Raw genomic sequence first — 17,404 nt, 5'->3', positions numbered from 1 at the left:
TGTGGGGACGGGCGAACCGGAGATGAGGGAGTGCAGTTAGAGCCGTTGACCGGCTCTAGGTTCAGTCCGCTTGCTTGCGCAGGAAGGCCGGGATGTCGAAATGATCCATTCCCGAGCTTTCCAACGCGCGCACCTGGGCCGACGCCTGGCTGCGCGGATTGCGCATGACCGACGGCATGTCCAGATTGCGGTAATCACCACCTTGACCGGCCGGCATCGTGCCCATGGGCATGTTGTCGGTGCCGGTGCGCAGCACTTCAGCGGTGTTCTGCACCAGTTGCGGACGGGCTTGCGCACGGCCCAGGCCGGTTGCAACCACCGTCACGCGCAGGTTTTCGCCCATGGACTCGTCGTAGGCGGTGCCGAAGATCACGGTCGCGTCGTCCGAAGCGTAGCTGCGGATCGTTTCCATGATTTCGCGCGTTTCGCGCATCTTCAGCGAGCGGCTGGCGGTGATGTTGACCAGCACGCCACGCGCGCCGTTCAGATCCACGCCTTCCAGCAGCGGGCAAGCAATGGCGTGCTCGGCGGCCACACGTGCGCGGTCCGCGCCCGATGCCGACGCCGTGCCCATCATGGCCTGACCCTGCTCGCCCATGATCGTCTTCACGTCTTCGAAGTCGACGTTGACGTTGCCTTCGACGTTGATGATTTCGGCGATACCCGCGCACGCGTTGTGCAGGATGTCGTCGGCCGAACGGAAGCAGTCTTCCTGCGTCGCGTCCTCGTCCATCAGTTCATAGAGGTTCTCGTTGAGCACCACGATGAGCGAATGCACGTGCTTGGCCAGTTCCGAGATACCGTCCTCGGCCATCTTCAGGCGCTTGTTGCCTTCAAAGGAGAAAGGCTTCGTGACCACGCCAACGGTCAGGATGCCCAGTTCCTTCGCCACCTCGGCCACGACCGGACCTGCACCGGTACCGGTGCCGCCGCCCATGCCCGCGGTGATGAAGACCATGTGCGCGCCGTTCAGCGCGGCACGGATTTCCTCACGCGCGGTTTCCGCCGACGCGCGTCCCTGCTCGGGCTTGGCGCCCGCGCCCAGGCCGGTACGGCCCAGACGAATCTGCACCGGCGCATTGGTTGCCGCCAGCGCTTGTGCATCGGTGTTGGCGCAGATGAAATCCACCCCGTGCACACCGCTGCGAATCATGTGCGCGACGGCATTGCCGCCCGCACCGCCCACACCAACGACCTTGATTACGGTCCCTTTGGTGTTGTTCTCAAGCATCTCAAAGTTCATCATGATGACTCCCTCACAAGTCCGAATTTGCAAATCACAAAAATTCCCCGACAACCTATCTTTTGTGAATCGCCTCAAAGCCGACGCCGGCTACATAGGCCCGCCACGGGTTTGAGACGCCTCCTCTTTCTGGCGCTCCCCGCTAGACAGCCGCGGTTCGCACCAAGGAGCAGGCCCCAACCTGCACCCTTTAATTCATGAACCACTCCTTCATGCGCGCAAGCAGACTCTTGAAATTGCCCGTCTGCGCGGCCACCTTGCGGCCACGCACACGCTGCATGCGCGCTTCCTGCAGCAGCCCCATCACCGTCGAGAAGCGCGGATTGCGCATCACGTCGGCAAGGCTGCCTTCGTAATCGGGCACCGCCACGCGAACCGGCTTGAGGAACACGTCCTCGGCCAGTTCGATCATGCCGGGCAGCTGCGCGGATCCACCGGTCAGGACCACGCCGGAAGCCAGCAGGTCCTCGTAGCCGGAATCGCGCACCACCTGCTGCACCAGGGTGAACAGCTCTTCGACGCGCGGCTCGATCACCGCGCCCAGCGCCTGGCGCTTGACCTGGCGCGGGCCGCGATCGCCCAGGCCCGGCACTTCCACGGACTCGTCCGGGCTGGCCAGCACCTGCTTGGCGACGCCATAGCGCAGCTTGATTTCTTCGGCATCGGGCGTGGGCGTGCGCAGCATCGCCGCAATGTCGTTGGTGATCTGATCGCCGGCGATCGGCAGCACGGCGGTATGGCGGATCGCACCGCCGGTGAAGATGGCGACGTCGGTCGTGCCGCCGCCGATATCGACGAGGACGACGCCCAGCTCCTTTTCGTCCGCCGTCAGGACGGCCAGGCTGGAAGCAAGCGGTTGCAGGATCAGATCCTGCACCTCGAGGCCGCAGCGGCGCACGCACTTGACGATGTTCTGCGCGGCGCTGACCGCGCCGGTCACGATGTGCACGCGCACTTCCAGGCGCAGGCCGCTCATGCCGATGGGCTCGCGGATGTCTTCCTGGCCGTCGACGATGAACTCCTGCGTCAGCACGTGCAGCACCTGCTGGTCCGTCGGGATGTTCACCGCCTTGGCGGTCTCGATGACGCGGGCGACGTCGGTGGCGGTGACTTCCTTGTCCTTGACGGCGACCATGCCGCTGGAATTGAAGCTGCGGATATGGCTGCCGGCGATGCCGGTGTAGACGTCTCGAATCTTGCAATCTGCCATCAGCTCGGCTTCTTCAAGCGCGCGCTGAATGGAATTCACAGTGGTCTCGATGTTGACGACCACGCCCTTACGCATGCCGCGCGATTCGTGCTGGCCCAGGCCTAGCACCTCGAAGCGGCCTTCAGGCAGGATTTCAGCCACCACAGCCACCACCTTGCTGGTGCCGATATCGAGGGCGACGATAAGGTCCTTGATGTCACGGGTCATGGCGTTAGCGTTTCTTGGGAGGTTTCGGTGTGGATTTGGATTTGGTTTCCGACGCGGGCAACGGGGCCAGCGCCAGGGCGAAACCATTCGGATAGCGCAGGTCGGCCTGCGTGACGGTGCGCCCTTCCAGGCGCCCCGCCACGGTGGGCCACGCCTGCACAAAGCGTTGAATACGAGCCGCGAACGGCAAGGCGCCGGGCAGGCCGTGCGGGTCCGGCGCGTCGGCGCCCGGATCGCGGCCCAGGTCCAGCAGCATGCCGTTGGACAACACCACGCGCCAGGCATAGCGCGGGCTCAGTTCCAACTGTTCCACATGCATGTCCAGCGGCGCGAACCAGCGCGCCAGCTCGGCGTAGCGCTGCACCACAAGCGCTTCCGTGCCATCCGGCCCGGAGAACTGCGGCAGCACCGTGTCGTCGTCCACCTCGCCCGTGTTGGCCGTGAACGCCTCGCCCCAGGTGTTGATCATCTGGTTTTCGTTCCACAGCGCCAGCGGCTGCTGCTCTTCGATGCGCACACGCAGCACGTTGGGCCAGATCCGCCGCACGGTGGCATGCCGGACCCACGGCACCGATTCGAAGATCTCGCGTGCGTCGTCCAGGTCCACCGTGAAGAAATTGCCCTTCACGCGCCCCGCGATCGCCGAACGCACCGCGCCCGTCGACACATAGTGCAGATCGGTGTCCGGCATCGATTCCAGCTCGATCGCCGTCAACGTGAAGTACGGACGCTGCGCCACCCACACCACGCCCGCGATGAGCATGGCGGCAACCGCCAGCACGGCTAGCGTGTTGGCGATCAGGTTGGTAGTACGAGCGTCGTTCCACACGGAATATCCAGGTCAAGCGTTGCGGGCGTGGCTGTGCACCTTGCACGAAGCCTCGGACAGGATGGCCACGCACAATTCTGCATAGCTGATTCCCACGGCCTTCGCGGCCATGGGCACCAGGGAGTGGCCGGTCATGCCGGGCGAAGTATTCATTTCAAGCAGCCAGGGGCGGTTGTCGCCGTCGAGAATGAAATCCGCGCGGCCCCAGCCTTCGCAGCCCAGCGCCTGATAGGCCTTTACGGCAATCCGCGCGACTTCTTCAGCCACGTCCGCGGGCAAGGCGGCCGGGCAGAAGTACTGCGTGTCGTCGGAGAAGTACTTGTGTTCGTAGTCGTAGTTGCCGCCCGGCGCGGCGATCTCGATCACCGGCAGCGCGCGCGCGGCCTTGCCGGACCCGACGATCGCCACGGTCAGTTCGCGTCCGGTGATGAACTGTTCGGCCAGGACCTCGCTGTCGTAGCGCGCGGCCGCGGCGTAGGCTTCTTTCATGTCCGAGTAACCGACGACCTTGGTGATACCCACGGTCGAGCCCTCGTGCGGCGGCTTGATGATCAGCGGCAACTGCAGGCGGTCCGGAACCAGGCGCAGATCGGTATCGGCGTCGAGCACTTCAAAGTCGGGCGTGGGCAGGCCATGCTGCAGCCAGATGCGCTTGGTCATGGTCTTGTCCATGGCCAGCGCCGATGCCATCGGGCCGCTGCCGGTATAGGGGATGCCCAGCAGTTCCAGCGCGCCCTGAAGCGTGCCGTCTTCGCCGTAGCGGCCGTGCAATGCGATGAACACGCGGTCAAAACCTTCGGCCGCCAGCTCGGCAAGGCTGCGCTCGCCGGTGTCGAACAGGTGCGCGTCCACGCCGGCGCTGCGCAAGGCTTCCTGCACGCCCTTGCCCGACATGAGCGAGACTTCGCGCTCGGCGGACCGGCCGCCGTACAACACACCTACCTTGCCGAATTGCTTGCTCATGCCAGCTCTCCCACCTGGGCGGGGACCTTGCTGATCGAACCCGCCCCCATCACGATGACGACGTCGCCATCGCGCACAAAATCCACGACCGCCTGCGGCAGATCGGCCACATCTTCAACGAACACCGGCTCGACCTTGCCCGCCACGCGCAACGCACGCGACAGGGCGCGTCCGTCGGCCGCGACCAGCGGCGGCTCGCCCGCGGCGTAGACCTCGGTCAGCAACACCGCGTCGGCCGTGCCCAGCACCCGCACGAAATCCTCGAAGCAATCGCGCGTCCGCGTGTAGCGGTGCGGCTGGAAGGCCAGCACGATGCGGCGGTCGGGCCAGGCGCCGCGCGCCGCGGCCAGCGTCGCGGACATCTCGACGGGATGGTGACCATAGTCGTCGATCACCGTGAAGGTGCCGCCCCCGTGGTTGGCGGGCACCGCGAATTCACCCGTCTGCGTGAAGCGGCGTCCCACGCCCTTGAACGAACCCAGCGCCTCGCAGATGGCCGCGTCGGATACGCCCAGCTCGGTCGCCACGGCGATCGCAGCCAGCGCATTGCGCACGTTGTGCAGGCCGGGCAGGTTCAGTTCCACATTCAGCGGCGGCAGCAGCGTGTCGCGATGGGTGCGTTGCACGTTAAAGCGCATGCGCGTGCCGTCAGCCTGCACTTCATAGGCGCGCACCTGGGCGTCCTCGTTCAGCCCGTAGGTCGTGATGGGACGCGACACGAACGGCATGATCTCGCGCACGTTGGCGTCGTCGGAGCACAGCACGGCGCTGCCGTAGAACGGCAGGCGCTGTGTGAATTCGATGAAGGCGCTCTTCAGGCGCGCCACATCGTGGCCGTACGTGTCCATGTGATCGGCATCGATATTGGTCACGATGGCCATCACCGGCAACAGGTTCAGGAACGAGGCGTCCGATTCGTCGGCCTCCACCACGATGTAGTCGCCCTGCCCCAGCCGCGCATTGGCGCCCGCCGAATTCAGCCGGCCGCCGATCACGAACGTGGGATCCAGGTCGCCCGCCGCCAGCACGCTGGCGACCAGGCTGGTCGTGGTGGTCTTGCCGTGCGTGCCCGCCACGGCGATGCCGCGCTTCAGGCGCATCAGCTCGGCCAGCATGATGGCGCGCGGCACCACCGGGATTCGCGCGGCGCGCGCCGCGATCACTTCGGGGTTGTCGCCCGCCACCGCGGTGGACGTGACGATGGCGCTGGCGCCCGTGACGTTGCTGGCGGCATGGCCGATCGCGATCTTCACGCCCAGGCCGGCCAGGCGGCGCGTCACCGCCGACTCGTTCAGGTCGGATCCGCTGATGTCGTAGCCCAGGTTCAGCAGCACTTCGGCGATGCCGCTCATGCCCGAACCGCCGATGCCTACAAAATGGATATGTTGAATTCTGTGTTTCATGATGAACGCCCCGCTGCTTGTTCACAGACGTCGGCGATATGGGCGGCCGCGTCGGGACGCGCATGCGCGCGGGCCCGGACGGCGACAGCCTCGAGTTCTTGTCGGGTGCGCTGGCTCAGCCAGTCCGCCAGCCACTCGGGCGTCATGGCGGTTTGCGGCTGCAGCCACGCGGCCTGCGCGTCGCTCAGGAAGCGCGCGTTGGCGGTCTGGTGGTCATCGATCGCGTGGGGGAACGGCACGAACAGCGCCGCAACGCCGGCAGCCGCCACTTCGGACACCGTCATGGCGCCCGCGCGGCAGATCAGCAGGTCGGCGTCGGCCATGGCGCCCGCCATGTCGTCGATGAAGGCGCGGCAGTCGGCCTGAACACCCGCTTGGGCGTAGGCCTGCTGAAGCGCCGGCAAATGTTGTTCGCCGGCCTGATGGACGATCGTCGGCCGGCGCTCGAGCGGCAGACGCGCAAGCGCCTGCGGCACGGTGGTGTTCAAGGCCTGCGCTCCCAGGCTGCCGCCCACCACCAACACGCGCAGCGGGCCGGTGCGGCCGGCATAGCGTTCGGCGGGGTCGGGCAAGGCGCACAGGTCGGCACGCACCGGGTTGCCCATGGCTTCACCCTTGGGCAGCACACCGGGAAAACCGCTCAACACGCGGCGCGACATCTTGGCCAGGCATTTGTTCGCGGTGCCCGCGACGGCGTTCTGTTCGTGCACGACCAGCGGCGTGCCGCGCAGCGCAGCGATCACGCCGCCCGGGAACGCCACGTAGCCGCCCATGCCCAGCACCACGTCGGGACGCACGTCGGACAGCCGCGACCACGCCTGCGCAAATGCGCGCAGCAACAGGAACGGCAGCTTGAGCAGCGCGGACGCGCCCTTGCCGCGCACGCCCTGGAAACGCAGCGGCACCAGTTCGATGCCGCGCGGCGGCACGAGACGGCCTTCCATCTTTTCGGGATTGCCCAGCCACAGCACGCGCCAGCCGCGTTCGCGCAGCACGTCAGCCACGGCCAGACCGGGCATGATGTGGCCGCCGGTGCCACCGGCCATGATGAGGATGGTGCGCGCGGCGGTCATACCCGTCCTCCGCGCATCATGATGCGATTTTCCACGTCGACCCGGATCAGCATGGCCAGCGCGCACAGGTTCATCACCACGCCCGAACCACCGTAGCTCATCAGCGGCAACGTCAGACCCTTGGTGGGCAGCAGGCCCAGGCACACGCCCATGTTGATGAACGATTGCACGCCAAACCACATGGCCACGCCGTGCGCAACCAGCCCGGCAAACGTGCGCTCCATGGCGATGGCCTGCCGGCCGATGTCGAAACCGCGGTAGACGATGATGGCAAACAGCGTGATCACCAGCATCACGCCCGCAAATCCCAGTTCCTCGCCCACCACGGCCATCAGGAAGTCGGTGTGCGCTTCGGGCAGGTAGTGCAGCTTTTCGACGCTGGCGCCCAGGCCCACGCCAAGCCATTCACCGCGGCCCAGCGCAATCAGCGAATGCGACAACTGATAGGCGCTGCCGTATGCGTTGTCTTCGTTCCAGGGATCCAGGTACGCAAACAGACGCGCGCGGCGCCAGGGCGACAGCCAGATCAGCATCAGGAACGTGCCCACCAGCACGGCGAGCAGGCTGCTGAAATACTTGCCGTTGATGCCGCCCAGGAAGAGGATGCCGATGGCAATGGCCACGATCACCATGAAGGCGCCCAGGTCGGGCTCGAGCAGCAGCAGCATGCCCACGCCGGCCAGCGCAAACGCCATCGGCAAAAAGCCGCGGGCAAAGGCCTGCATGTGCTCCTGCTTGCGCACGGTGTAATCCGCCGCGTACAGCAAGGCTGCAAGTTTCATCAGTTCGGACGGCTGGAAGTTCAGCGGACCCAGCGGAATCCAGCGGTGCGCGCCGTTGACCTCGCGGCCGATCCCCGGGATCAGCACAGCCACCAGCAGCACCATCGTCACCACGAAAAGCGGCACGGCCAGGCGCTGCCAGACGCGGATGGGGATCGACAGCACCACGGCGGCGCCGACCAGCCCCGCGCTCACGAACAGGCCGTGGCGGATCACGAAGTAGTAGCGGCCATAGGACGCATAGCGCGGGCCGTCGGCCAGCGCGATCGACGCCGAATACACCATCAGCAGGCCGAGCAGCAGCAACGTCGAAGCCGCGATCACGAGCGGCATGTCGAAGTTGCGCATGCGGGTACGGCCGGGCCGTACGGCGTTGACGCTGGCGGTGAGGTCGGCGATCAGGCTCATTGTGCGCCCTCGGCGTCGCGCGCCATGGATTTCGCCCAGGAAGCGGCGTTGCGGATCATGCCACCTCCCCACGGTCGCGGGCCAGGTCTTCGACCTCTTCCACGAACACTTGCCCGCGATGCGGGTAATTGCGGAACATGTCCAGGCTGGCGCAGGCCGGCGACAGCAGCACCGCGTCGCCGGGCTGAGCCAGTTCGGCCGCGCCGCGCACGGCGTCGCGCAGCGTTTCGACGGTGATGCACTTGACGCCGGTCGGCTCCAGCACACGTCCGATCTCGGGGCCGTCCAGGCCGATCAGCATCACCGCGCGCGCATGACGCGACACCCCAGGAATCAGCGGCGAGAAATCCTGCCCCTTGCCCTGGCCGCCGGCGATCAGCACCACAGGCTGACCCAGGCCTTCCAGCGCGGCCACGGTGGCGCCCACGTTGGTGCCCTTGCTGTCATTGATGTAATCCACGCCGCCGATCGTGCGCACGAAAGCGGCGCGATGCGGCTCGCCCGCGTAGTCGCGCAACGCGCGCAGCATGGCGCCCCAGCCCAGGTCCAGGCAGCGGGCAAGCTGCAAGGCGGCCAGCGCGTTCAACGCGTTGTGGATGCCGCGGATTCGCAAGGCGTCCACGGGCATCAGGCGGCTCATGCGGCCCTTGGCGCGCACGGGCTCGGGCGCATCCTTCTTGCGCCGCGTGGGCGGCGCCGGTTCGTCGAAATCGTTGGGTTCGCAGGCCGTCAGCCAAGCCACGCGCTGCCCCAGTTCCAGGCCCATGTCGCCGACCAGTTCCGGCACATCGCGGCCGAAGCTGCGCACGTGCATGGCGTTCAGCGCGGACACCATCTCCACGGTAAGCGGGTCGTCGCGGTTGACGATGGCGACGCGCGCCATCTTCAACAAGCGCGCCTTGGCCTGGGCGTACGCCTGCATGCCGCCGTGCCAATCAAGGTGATCCTGGGTCACGTTCAGCACGACGGCCGCATCGGCCATCAGCGTGCGCGTGGTTTCGAGCTGGAAGCTGGACAGTTCCAGCACCCAAACCTGCGGCAGCGTGTCCGTGTCCAGTGCGTCCATCAGCGCGGCCAGCGCCGCGGGGCTGATGTTGCCGGCGGCCACCACCGTCAGGCCGCTGGCTTCGACCAGTTGCCGGGTCAGCGCGGTAACGGTGGTCTTGCCGTTGGTGCCCGTCACGGCCAGCAGCCGCGGACGGTATTCGCGGGCCGTGGCCAGATCCGCCAGCGCGCGGGCGAAGAGTTCGATTTCACCGACGACTTCGATGCCGCGGGCTTCGGCCTCGCGCAGCAGGTCGGCGGCCGGCGCCTGGGCAGGCGCCAGGCCGGGGCTCAGCACAACCTGCGACACGCCGTCCAGCAGATCAGTTGCGAACGACGCGTCGCAACCCAGGCGGTATTCCACTTCGTTTTGCGCCAGCGACTCGCGCAGCGCGGCAAGACCTCCCGGTTCCGCGCGCGTGTCGGCCACGCGCAGGCGGGCGCCCTGACGGGCGCACCAGCGTGCGGCGGCGACACCCGTCTCGCCCAATCCAAGGATCAGAACGAGCGGCGCATCTACGCGGGGGGTTTCCATCATGTTCATCGCAACTTCAGCGTGGAGAGGCCAATCAGCACCAGCATCATGCTGATGATCCAGAAACGCACGACCACCTGGGTTTCCTTCCAGCCGCCCACTTCAAAGTGATGATGCAACGGGGCCATGCGGAAAATGCGTCGACCTGTTCCATAACGTCGCTTCGTGTACTTGAACCAGGTCACCTGGATCATCACCGAAAGGGTCTCGACCACGAACACGCCGCCCATGATGAACAGCACGATCTCCTGGCGCACGATGACTGCAATCGTGCCCAACGCGCCGCCCAGCGCCAGCGCGCCGACGTCGCCCATGAACACTTGCGCCGGATACGCGTTGAACCATAAAAATGCGAGCCCCGCGCCCCCGATCGCCGCGCACAGCACCATCAGTTCCGATGCGCCGGGGATGTACGGAAACAGCAAGTACTTCGAATAGTCGACGCGGCCGACCACGTACGCGAAGATGCCCAGCGCGCTACCGACCATCACGGTCGGCATGATCGCCAGGCCATCCAGGCCATCGGTAAGGTTCACGGCGTTGCTGGTGCCGACGATCACGGCCCACGTCAGCGCCACAAAACCGAGCACGCCCAGCGGATAGCTCACCGTCTTGAAGAACGGCACGATCAGGTCGGCGCGCGTCGGCAGGGACATCGTGAAGCCGCTGCCCACCCATGCCTTGAAAAGGGGCCACAGTTCCGTGTTGGCAGGCGCGGACACCGCGAAGGCCAGATACACCGCAGCCACCATGCCGATGGTGGCTTGCCAGAAGAATTTTTGCCGCGCCGGCATCCCTTCGGGATCGCGATAGACCACCTTGCGGTAGTCGTCGCGCCAGCCGATCCAGCCAAACCCGAAGGTCACCAGCAGAACGACCCACACGAAGCGGTTCGTCCAGTCTGCCCACAGCAAGGTGCTGATGGCGATGGAAATCAGGATCAAGACACCGCCCATCGTGGGCGTGCCAGTCTTGACCAGATGGGATTCGGGACCGTAGGTGCGCACGGCCTGGCCGATCTTCATTTCGGTCAGCTTGCGGATCACGCGCGGCCCGGCCACCAGGCCGATCACCAGCGCCGTCGCGCACGCCAGCACGGCGCGCAGGGTGATGTATTCAAACACCCCCAGCGCGCGCACATCGTCAGAAAGCAGACGGGCGATCTCAAGCAGCATGCTGCTCTCCCTGCCCCGAGGCTGCCGAACCTTCATTCAAAGAAAAAGCCGTCACTACCCGCTCCATGCGCATAAAGCGCGATCCTTTTACCAATACGCAGGACGGGCGCAAGCCGCGCAAGGCGGCAACGACTTCGTCTACCGATGCGCAGGCGTGCGCGCCAGGGCCGAATGCGGCGGCGGCCGCCCGGCTGGCTTCGCCTAGCGTGATGAATGCGTCGAGCCCATGCTCGCGCGCGTAATTGCCCACCTCGACGTGCATGGCGGGGCCGTTGTCCCCGACTTCGCCCATGTCGCCCAGCACCAGGACGCGCGTGCCGGCAATGCGCGCAAGTACATCGATGGCTGCGCGAACCGAGTCGGGGTTGGCATTGTAGGTGTCATCGATGAGCAGCGTTCCGTCACTCATTCGCTTGTGCTGCATGCGGCCGGCCACGGGGCTGAATCCGGCCAGCGCCCGCACCGCGGTCTCCAGCGGCGCACCCGCGGCGATCGCGCTGGCGATGGCCGCCAGCGCGTTGCGCAGGTTGTGCAGCCCCGCCACCGGCAGCGTCAGATCGGCAACGCCGACCGGCGTCACGACACGGCAGCGCGTGGCGTCGACTTCCGCAATGATCTGCTCGGCGTAAACATCCAACCCCGGCTGCAGCCCGAACCGCAGCACGCGGCGCGGCGCGGCCAGCGCGTCCCAGATGGCCGAGTAGGGTTCATCTCCGGGATACACCGCGACTCCATCCGCCGGCAGCGCGGTGATCGCAGCGCCGTTCTCGTGCGCAACCGCCTCGACGGTGTGCATGAATTCCTGATGTTCGCGCTGCGCATTGGTGACCAGCGCCACGGTCGGCGCGGCTATGGCGGCCAACTGCGCGATCTCGCCCGGATGGTTCATGCCCAGTTCGAACACGGCGGCGCGATGCTCGCGGCGCAGGCGCAGCAACGTCAGCGGCACGCCAATATCGTTGTTCAGGTTGCCGGCCGTGGCCAGGCGCCCCGCTTCGCCCTGCCATTCGGCGAGCATCGCAGAGATCATTTCCTTGGTGGTCGTCTTGCCATTGCTGCCGGCCACCGCCACCACGGGCAGCGAAAAACGCGAGCGCCAGGCGGCGCCAATGCGCGTCAGCGCAACGCGCGTATCGCCCACGACTAGCTGCGTCAGCCCGGCATCGGCGACCCGATGCGCAACGAGCGCCGCGCAGGCGCCGCGCGAGGCTGCCTGGTCCAGATAGTCGTGCGCGTCGAAGTTCTCACCAACCAGCGCGACGAAGAGCTCGCCTTCGCCAATGCGGCGCGTGTCCGTGGACACGCCCGGCGTCTGCTGCAACAGCAGCGCCACGCGCGCCCACTCGCGGTCGTCGAACGGCAGCTTTTCACCGCCGATGTCCTGGTAGGTTTCGTGTCCCTTGCCCGCCAGCAGCACCACATCTTCGGGCGAAGCCGCCCAGATCGTCTGCAGGATGGCGCGCGCGCGGTCGACTTCCACGTCGGGACGCACCGCCTCGGGAATGCCGGCCAGGATTTGCTGAACGATTGCCTCGGGCGACTCGGTGCGCGGATTGTCGCTGGAGACAACAACGTGATCCGCCAGCTCCGCGGCGATCGCGCCCATGACGGGACGCTTGCCCGGATCGCGCTCGCCGCCGCAACCAAACAGGCACACCAGGCGGCCAGAACGCGCTGTAGCGACGGCGCGCAATGCCAGCAACGCGCGCGAGAGCGCGTCAGGCGTGTGGGCGTAGTCCACCACCACCAGCGGACCGCGGGCCGCATGCGCCGGCAGGCTGACAGCGGGTTCCACGGTCTGCAGACGGCCATCGACCGGGTCCGTCGCGGCCAGCTCGCGCGCAATCTGCGCGAACGGCAGGCCCAGCTTGTACAGCACGCCCGCCACCAGCAGCAGGTTCGAAACGTTGTGCGCCCCCAGCAGGCGCGTCACGATCTGCGCCTCGCCATGCGGCGACACCAGCGTAAAAATCTGGCCCTGCGACGTCGCCTGCAGATCGCGCGCACGCATCGCGGCGGGGATTGCGGGATCGTCGCTCAGGCTGTAGCCCATCGGCGAGACGCCTTCCGGCAAGGCAGCGAGCATCCGCCGTCCCGCCTCATCGTCGGCATTGATTACTGCCGCAGTCAGACCCGGCCAGCTGAAAAGGCGCGCCTTGGCCGCTTCGTAACGCTCCATCGTGACGTGGTAGTCCAGATGGTCGCGCGTCAGATTCGTGAAGGCGGCCAGCGCAACGCGCACGCCGTCCATGCGGCCTTGTTCGATGCCGATCGACGAGGCCTCCATGGCCACGGCTTTCGCGCCAGCGTCGCGCATCGCGGCCAGCGTGCGATGCACCGTCAGCACGTCGGGCGTCGTCAGGCTGCCACCCAGCGTCTGCCCGTCGGGCAGCACGGCGCCCAGCGTGCCGATCGTGCCGCACGCCTTCTCGTTGCGGCTCAGGGCATGCGCAATCCATTGCACCGAAGAGGTCTTGCCGTTGGTGCCCGTCACGGCAACCACCGCCAGCGCGGCCGACGGACGCCCATACCAGGTGTCGCCCAGCTCGCCCAGCAACGCGCGCAGGCCCGTTACGGCAAGCATGGGCGTGCCGGCCGACGCGGCCTGAACGGCATCGGTGGCCGGCGCTTCAAACAGCACCGCGCTGGCGCCCAGCGCCAACGCCTTGTCTATATAGAGACGGCCGTCGCTGGAAAGACCCGGGCAGGCGACGAACACGTCGCCGGGCTCGATGTCGCGCGAGTCCAGCTTCAGATGCGCGGTCAGCGACACGCGCTCATGCAACCACGCCACGGTCTCGGCAACCGTGGCGGCAGGGGAAGAGTGGAAGCCGTTGGCGCTCATCTGCCTGGCTCCTTGATACCAGCAACAATCGTGGATTCAAACGGTGCGTCTGGCCGCACCCCCATCAACCTCAGGCTCCCCCCCACGATATGGGAGAACACGGGCGCGGCAATGGCGCCGCCGTAATAGCCGCCAATTGTCGGTTCGTCGATGGACACAGCCACCACGATCTTGGGATCCGACACCGGAGCAAAGCCCACGTACGAGCTGCGGTAACGTTGCGTGCTGTACTTACCGTCCACGATCTTGCGCGCGGTGCCGCTCTTGCCGGCCACGCGGTAACCCTGCACCTGCGCGGCTTTCGTGCCGTCGGGGCCCGTGGCCGCCTCAAGCATGGCGCGCACCAGCGCCGTCGTCTTGGGCGAGTAGATCTTCACGCTCGTCGGATCGCTGTCGCGCTTGACCAGGGTCAGCGACACCATGTCGCCGTTGCGGGCAAAAACGGTATAGGCGCGGGCCACCTGCAGCAGCGACACGGACAGGCCGTAGCCGTAGGCCATGGTGGCCTTTTCAATCAGGCGCCAACGTTCCCACGGACGCAGACGGCCCGGCGCGGCGCCGGGAAATCCCACCTGCGGCGCCTGACCGAGGCCCAATTCGGTGAAGCGGTCCCACATTTCGCGGGATTCCAGCTTCTCGGAGATCATCGTCATGCCGATGTTGCTGGACTTGCGCAGCACGCCCGCCACGTCCAGCGTGCCGTTGCGGCTCACGTCACTGATGGTGCTGCCCTGATACGTGAAGCGGCCGTTGCCCGTCTCGAATTGCGTCGACGTGCTGATGCGCCCAAGGTCCAGCGCCAGCGCGGCGGTGAACGGCTTCATGATGGAGCCCGGCTCGAACGTGTCCGTGATCGCCTGGTTGCGCAAGTTGGCGCCGTGGAAGGTTTCGCGGTTGTTCGGATCAAAGGTCGGCACGTTGGCCAGCGCCAGGATCTCGCCCGTGTGTACATCAACGACCACGGCCGTCGCACCCTTTGCGCGGTGCTTGTCCATGGCGTCCTTCAGTTCCTTGAACACCAGGTACTGCAGGCGCGTGTCGATGGACAGGCGCAGGTCGCGGCCGTCCACCGGCAACGTGACGGCCTGCACGTCTTCGATGACGCGTCCCAGCCGGTCCTTGATGACGCGGCGGCTTCCCGGGCGGCCCGACAACTGCTGATTGAACGTCAGCTCGACGCCTTCCTGGCCCTGATCCTCGACGCTGTTGAAGCCCACCACGTGGGCCATCACATCGCCATCCGGGTAGTAGCGGCGCGTTTCGGGCTGCTGGTGCACGCCGGGCATGCCCAGCTGCTTGATCTTGTCGGCCACGTCCATCGAGACCTGGCGCTTCAGGTACACGAAGTTCTTGTCCTCGTCGACGAAGCGGCGGCGCAAGTCGCCGACAGGCGTCTCCAGCAGCTTGGCCAGCGCGTCGACCTGCGCGGGCGTGGCCTGCTTCGCGTCTTCGGGAATGGCCCAGATGGCGCGCGCGGGCACGCTGGATGCCAGCACCGCGCCGTTGCGGTCCATGATCTTGCCGCGCGTGGCTGCCAATGTCAGTGTGCGCTCGTAGCGGCGCTCGCCCTGCTGCTGCAGGAACTCCGTCGACAATCCCTGCAGGAACAGCGCACGGCCGGCCAGCACGGTGAACCCGCCAAACAGCAGGATCAGGACCAGGCGGGCGCGCCACGTGGGCAGCTGCCCGCGCAGCACGGGGTTGTCGAAGAAGGGCACGCGCTTCATTGCGAGCCTCCGGCGGCCGCGGGCACGGGCGCCTGATTCATATAGAGCGTGCGATCCGGCACGATGGGAATCATCTTCAGGCCGTCACGCGCAATGGCGTCGACCCGCGCATTGCGGGCCAGCTCGGCGCGCTCTAGCTGCAGGCGCCGCCAATTGGTTTCCAGGTCGCGCGCATGCGCCTGATCGCGCCCCAACTCCACGAAGAGCTGGCGCGACTGATACCGGCTGGTGACCAGGGAAATGGCCGACAGCATCAGCAAAGCCGCAACGATCAGGTTGACGCGACCCATCAGCGGCGCCCTCCCTTGCCGCCGCGACGGGGCGGCGGGGCGAGGTCGCTGCCGGGCAGCGAGCCGATCTTCACAAATGCAAAGCCGCCCTCGGGGGGCAGCGGCGTTTCGGTGCGCTCGGCCACGCGCAGGATGGCCGACCGGGCACGGGCGTTGGACGAGACTTCATCGTCTTCGGCCACGACCTTGCCAAGGGAACGGACGACAGGCTGGGGCATTTCGCTTTCGCGCAGGGGCAGGCGTGCATGCGCCGCAGCCGGACGAGCCGCCGCCGCGATGCACTGCTTGACCATGCGGTCTTCAAGCGAATGAAAGCTGATCACCGCCAACCTCCCCCCTGGGGCAAGCAGGTCTAAAGCTGACGCGAGGGTGCGCGCGAGCTCTTCGAGTTCCCGATTGATGTAAATCCGTAAAGCTTGAAAGGTGCGTGTGGCCGGATGTTGCCCCTTTTCGCGCGTGCGGACGGCGCTGGCGACGCACTCGGCAAGCTCGAGCGTGGTGCGCAGCGGCCTTGTTGCGCGGCGAGCAGCAATCGCCTTTGCAACCTGAAAAGCAAACCGTTCTTCGCCATAATCCGCTATGACCTCCCGCATCTCATCCACACTGGCTTGCGCCAGCCAATCCGCCACCGTGGGACCACGAGTGGTGTCCATCCGCATATCGAGCGGGCCGTCTCGCATGAACGAGAAGCCGCGCTCGGCATCGTCGATCTGAGGCGACGAAACGCCCAGATCCAGCATCACGCCATCGACCTTGCCGATGCCGCGCTGCTCCAATTCTTCAGCCATGGTGGCAAAGCCCCCATGCACTACCGTGACCCGCGCATCCTCGGCCGCCAGGGCGGTGGCAACCGCGATGGCCTGCGGGTCCTTGTCAAACACGATCAGCCGGGCTTGCTTGCCCAGCCGGCCAAGCAATTCTCGGCTGTGGCCACCCCGTCCGAACGTGCCGTCGACAAAGACGCCACTTTCGATTCGCGTAGCCACATCCTGCCCACCCTGCGGCTGCGACCGTGCCGCGCCCTTGCCGCCGAAACCGGGCAGCAAAAGCGCGTCCACCGTCGGCGCCAGGAGGACGGGCCGATGTTCGAATTCCATAACTCTTTCAGAACGAAAACTGGTTCAACACGTCCGGCATACCCTTGGCCAAGTCTTCAGCCTCGCGGCTGGCCAGGGTAGCGGCGTCCCACAGCTCGAAGTGAGAGCCCAGACCGAGCAGCATCACATCGCGCGTCATACCGGAAGCGTTGCGCAGTTCAGGAGCGATCAGGACCCGGCCGGAGCCGTCCAGTTCCACGTCCTGAGCGTTGCCCAGCAACAGCCGCTGCAGCGCGCGGGCCGTCATGGGAAAAGCCGCGATCTGCTCGCGCTTCTTTTCCCACTCGGGCCGCGGGTACACCAGCAGGCAGCCGTCGGGGTGGCGGGTCAGGGTCAGCCGGCCTTCGGCCTGCGACATGAGCGCGTCACGATGCCGGGTCGGAATCGAGATCCGTCCCTTGGCATCCAGCGTGAGCGCGCTGCTTCCCTGAAACACCACTTTTACCCCACTTAATTGCACAATTTCCTACTATTTCCCACTCTACGGTATGGGCACAGGGGCGGTCAAGCGCGTGGTTGCAATTTTTTCAATCACAACAAGGACTTAGATCAACTTGTAAATACGCAAAAAGA

Annotated in this window: 14 protein-coding genes; all 14 read right to left on the bottom strand. The window is 66.3% G+C overall.

Features of this window, described 5'->3' with window-relative positions:
* Positions 1-61 precede the first annotated feature (61 nt).
* Positions 62-1,246, bottom strand: coding sequence for a cell division protein FtsZ (ftsZ, locus tag QEP15_RS03545; protein WP_056320774.1), 1,185 nt, complete (start codon positions 1,244-1,246; stop codon positions 62-64).
* A 187-nt stretch (positions 1,247-1,433) separates the two neighbouring features.
* Complete coding sequence (gene ftsA / locus QEP15_RS03540) at positions 1,434-2,660, bottom strand: cell division protein FtsA (RefSeq protein WP_152383390.1); 1,227 nt, start codon at positions 2,658-2,660, stop codon at positions 1,434-1,436.
* A gap of 4 nt (positions 2,661-2,664) precedes the next feature.
* Positions 2,665-3,489, bottom strand: a complete 825-nt coding sequence (locus tag QEP15_RS03535; RefSeq protein ID WP_056320771.1) for a cell division protein FtsQ/DivIB — start codon at positions 3,487-3,489, stop codon at positions 2,665-2,667.
* Positions 3,490-3,501: 12 nt separating this feature from the next.
* Positions 3,502-4,452 carry a D-alanine--D-alanine ligase gene (locus tag QEP15_RS03530; RefSeq protein WP_280148436.1) on the bottom strand — a complete coding sequence of 317 codons (951 nt, stop codon included), beginning with the start codon at positions 4,450-4,452 and terminating at the stop codon, positions 3,502-3,504.
* Positions 4,449-5,855, bottom strand: coding sequence for a UDP-N-acetylmuramate--L-alanine ligase (gene murC / locus QEP15_RS03525; protein WP_056320766.1), 1,407 nt, complete (start codon positions 5,853-5,855; stop codon positions 4,449-4,451). Before murC ends, QEP15_RS03530 begins: the two co-directional genes overlap by 4 nt.
* On the bottom strand, positions 5,852-6,928 hold the full coding sequence (gene murG, locus QEP15_RS03520) for an undecaprenyldiphospho-muramoylpentapeptide beta-N-acetylglucosaminyltransferase (protein WP_062841643.1): 1,077 nt from the start codon (positions 6,926-6,928) through the stop codon (positions 5,852-5,854). Before murG ends, murC begins: the two co-directional genes overlap by 4 nt.
* Positions 6,925-8,118 (bottom strand): putative lipid II flippase FtsW, encoded by a 1,194-nt coding sequence (gene ftsW, locus QEP15_RS03515; protein WP_056320760.1) that lies wholly within the window; start codon positions 8,116-8,118, stop codon positions 6,925-6,927. Before ftsW ends, murG begins: the two co-directional genes overlap by 4 nt.
* A 55-nt stretch (positions 8,119-8,173) precedes the next feature.
* On the bottom strand, positions 8,174-9,706 hold the full coding sequence (gene murD / locus QEP15_RS03510) for a UDP-N-acetylmuramoyl-L-alanine--D-glutamate ligase (protein ID WP_280148435.1): 1,533 nt from the start codon (positions 9,704-9,706) through the stop codon (positions 8,174-8,176).
* The gene (gene mraY, locus QEP15_RS03505) at positions 9,703-10,872 is read right to left on the bottom strand and encodes a phospho-N-acetylmuramoyl-pentapeptide-transferase (protein WP_056320752.1); all 1,170 of its coding nucleotides are present in this window, start codon (positions 10,870-10,872) and stop codon (positions 9,703-9,705) included. The genes murD and mraY overlap by 4 nt, the downstream gene beginning before the upstream one ends.
* Positions 10,862-13,717: a bifunctional UDP-N-acetylmuramoyl-L-alanyl-D-glutamate--2,6-diaminopimelate ligase MurE/UDP-N-acetylmuramoyl-tripeptide--D-alanyl-D-alanine ligase MurF gene (gene murF, locus QEP15_RS03500; RefSeq protein ID WP_280148434.1), complete on the bottom strand. Its 2,856-nt coding sequence runs from the start codon at positions 13,715-13,717 to the stop codon at positions 10,862-10,864. The genes mraY and murF overlap by 11 nt, the downstream gene beginning before the upstream one ends.
* Positions 13,714-15,444, bottom strand: a complete 1,731-nt coding sequence (locus QEP15_RS03495) for a peptidoglycan D,D-transpeptidase FtsI family protein (protein WP_056320746.1) — start codon at positions 15,442-15,444, stop codon at positions 13,714-13,716. Before QEP15_RS03495 ends, murF begins: the two co-directional genes overlap by 4 nt.
* Positions 15,441-15,734 carry a cell division protein FtsL gene (gene ftsL, locus QEP15_RS03490; RefSeq protein WP_056320744.1) on the bottom strand — a complete coding sequence of 98 codons (294 nt, stop codon included), beginning with the start codon at positions 15,732-15,734 and terminating at the stop codon, positions 15,441-15,443. Before ftsL ends, QEP15_RS03495 begins: the two co-directional genes overlap by 4 nt.
* Complete coding sequence (gene rsmH, locus QEP15_RS03485; RefSeq protein WP_226848102.1) at positions 15,734-16,831, bottom strand: 16S rRNA (cytosine(1402)-N(4))-methyltransferase RsmH; 1,098 nt, start codon at positions 16,829-16,831, stop codon at positions 15,734-15,736. Before rsmH ends, ftsL begins: the two co-directional genes overlap by 1 nt.
* Before the next feature lie 7 nt (positions 16,832-16,838).
* Positions 16,839-17,267 carry a division/cell wall cluster transcriptional repressor MraZ gene (mraZ, locus tag QEP15_RS03480; protein ID WP_056322651.1) on the bottom strand — a complete coding sequence of 143 codons (429 nt, stop codon included), beginning with the start codon at positions 17,265-17,267 and terminating at the stop codon, positions 16,839-16,841.
* Between the last annotated feature and the right edge of the window lie 137 nt (positions 17,268-17,404).

Origin of the sequence: Achromobacter mucicolens (assembly GCF_029866465.1) — a bacterium.
In the GTDB taxonomy this organism is placed as follows: Bacteria; Pseudomonadota; Gammaproteobacteria; order Burkholderiales; family Burkholderiaceae_B; genus Achromobacter; species Achromobacter mucicolens.
Note: the sequence above shows the minus strand (reverse complement) of the source record. Positions and strands in the feature narration are given on the sequence as shown.

Excerpts from the sequence above, each read along its gene's own strand:
- ftsZ (WP_056320774.1), bottom strand. The coding sequence starts at position 1,246 with ATGATGAACTTTGAGATGCTTGAGAACAACACCAAAGGGACCGTAATC.
- ftsA (WP_152383390.1), bottom strand. The coding sequence starts at position 2,660 with ATGACCCGTGACATCAAGGACCTTATCGTCGCCCTCGATATCGGCACC.
- QEP15_RS03530 (WP_280148436.1), bottom strand. The coding sequence starts at position 4,452 with ATGAGCAAGCAATTCGGCAAGGTAGGTGTGTTGTACGGCGGCCGGTCC.
- murC (WP_056320766.1), bottom strand. The coding sequence starts at position 5,855 with ATGAAACACAGAATTCAACATATCCATTTTGTAGGCATCGGCGGTTCG.
- murG (WP_062841643.1), bottom strand. The coding sequence starts at position 6,928 with ATGACCGCCGCGCGCACCATCCTCATCATGGCCGGTGGCACCGGCGGC.
- ftsW (WP_056320760.1), bottom strand. The coding sequence starts at position 8,118 with ATGAGCCTGATCGCCGACCTCACCGCCAGCGTCAACGCCGTACGGCCC.
- murD (WP_280148435.1), bottom strand. The coding sequence starts at position 9,706 with ATGAACATGATGGAAACCCCCCGCGTAGATGCGCCGCTCGTTCTGATC.
- mraY (WP_056320752.1), bottom strand. The coding sequence starts at position 10,872 with ATGCTGCTTGAGATCGCCCGTCTGCTTTCTGACGATGTGCGCGCGCTG.
- murF (WP_280148434.1), bottom strand. The coding sequence starts at position 13,717 with ATGAGCGCCAACGGCTTCCACTCTTCCCCTGCCGCCACGGTTGCCGAG.
- QEP15_RS03495 (WP_056320746.1), bottom strand. The coding sequence starts at position 15,444 with ATGAAGCGCGTGCCCTTCTTCGACAACCCCGTGCTGCGCGGGCAGCTG.
- ftsL (WP_056320744.1), bottom strand. The coding sequence starts at position 15,734 with ATGGGTCGCGTCAACCTGATCGTTGCGGCTTTGCTGATGCTGTCGGCC.
- rsmH (WP_226848102.1), bottom strand. The coding sequence starts at position 16,831 with ATGGAATTCGAACATCGGCCCGTCCTCCTGGCGCCGACGGTGGACGCG.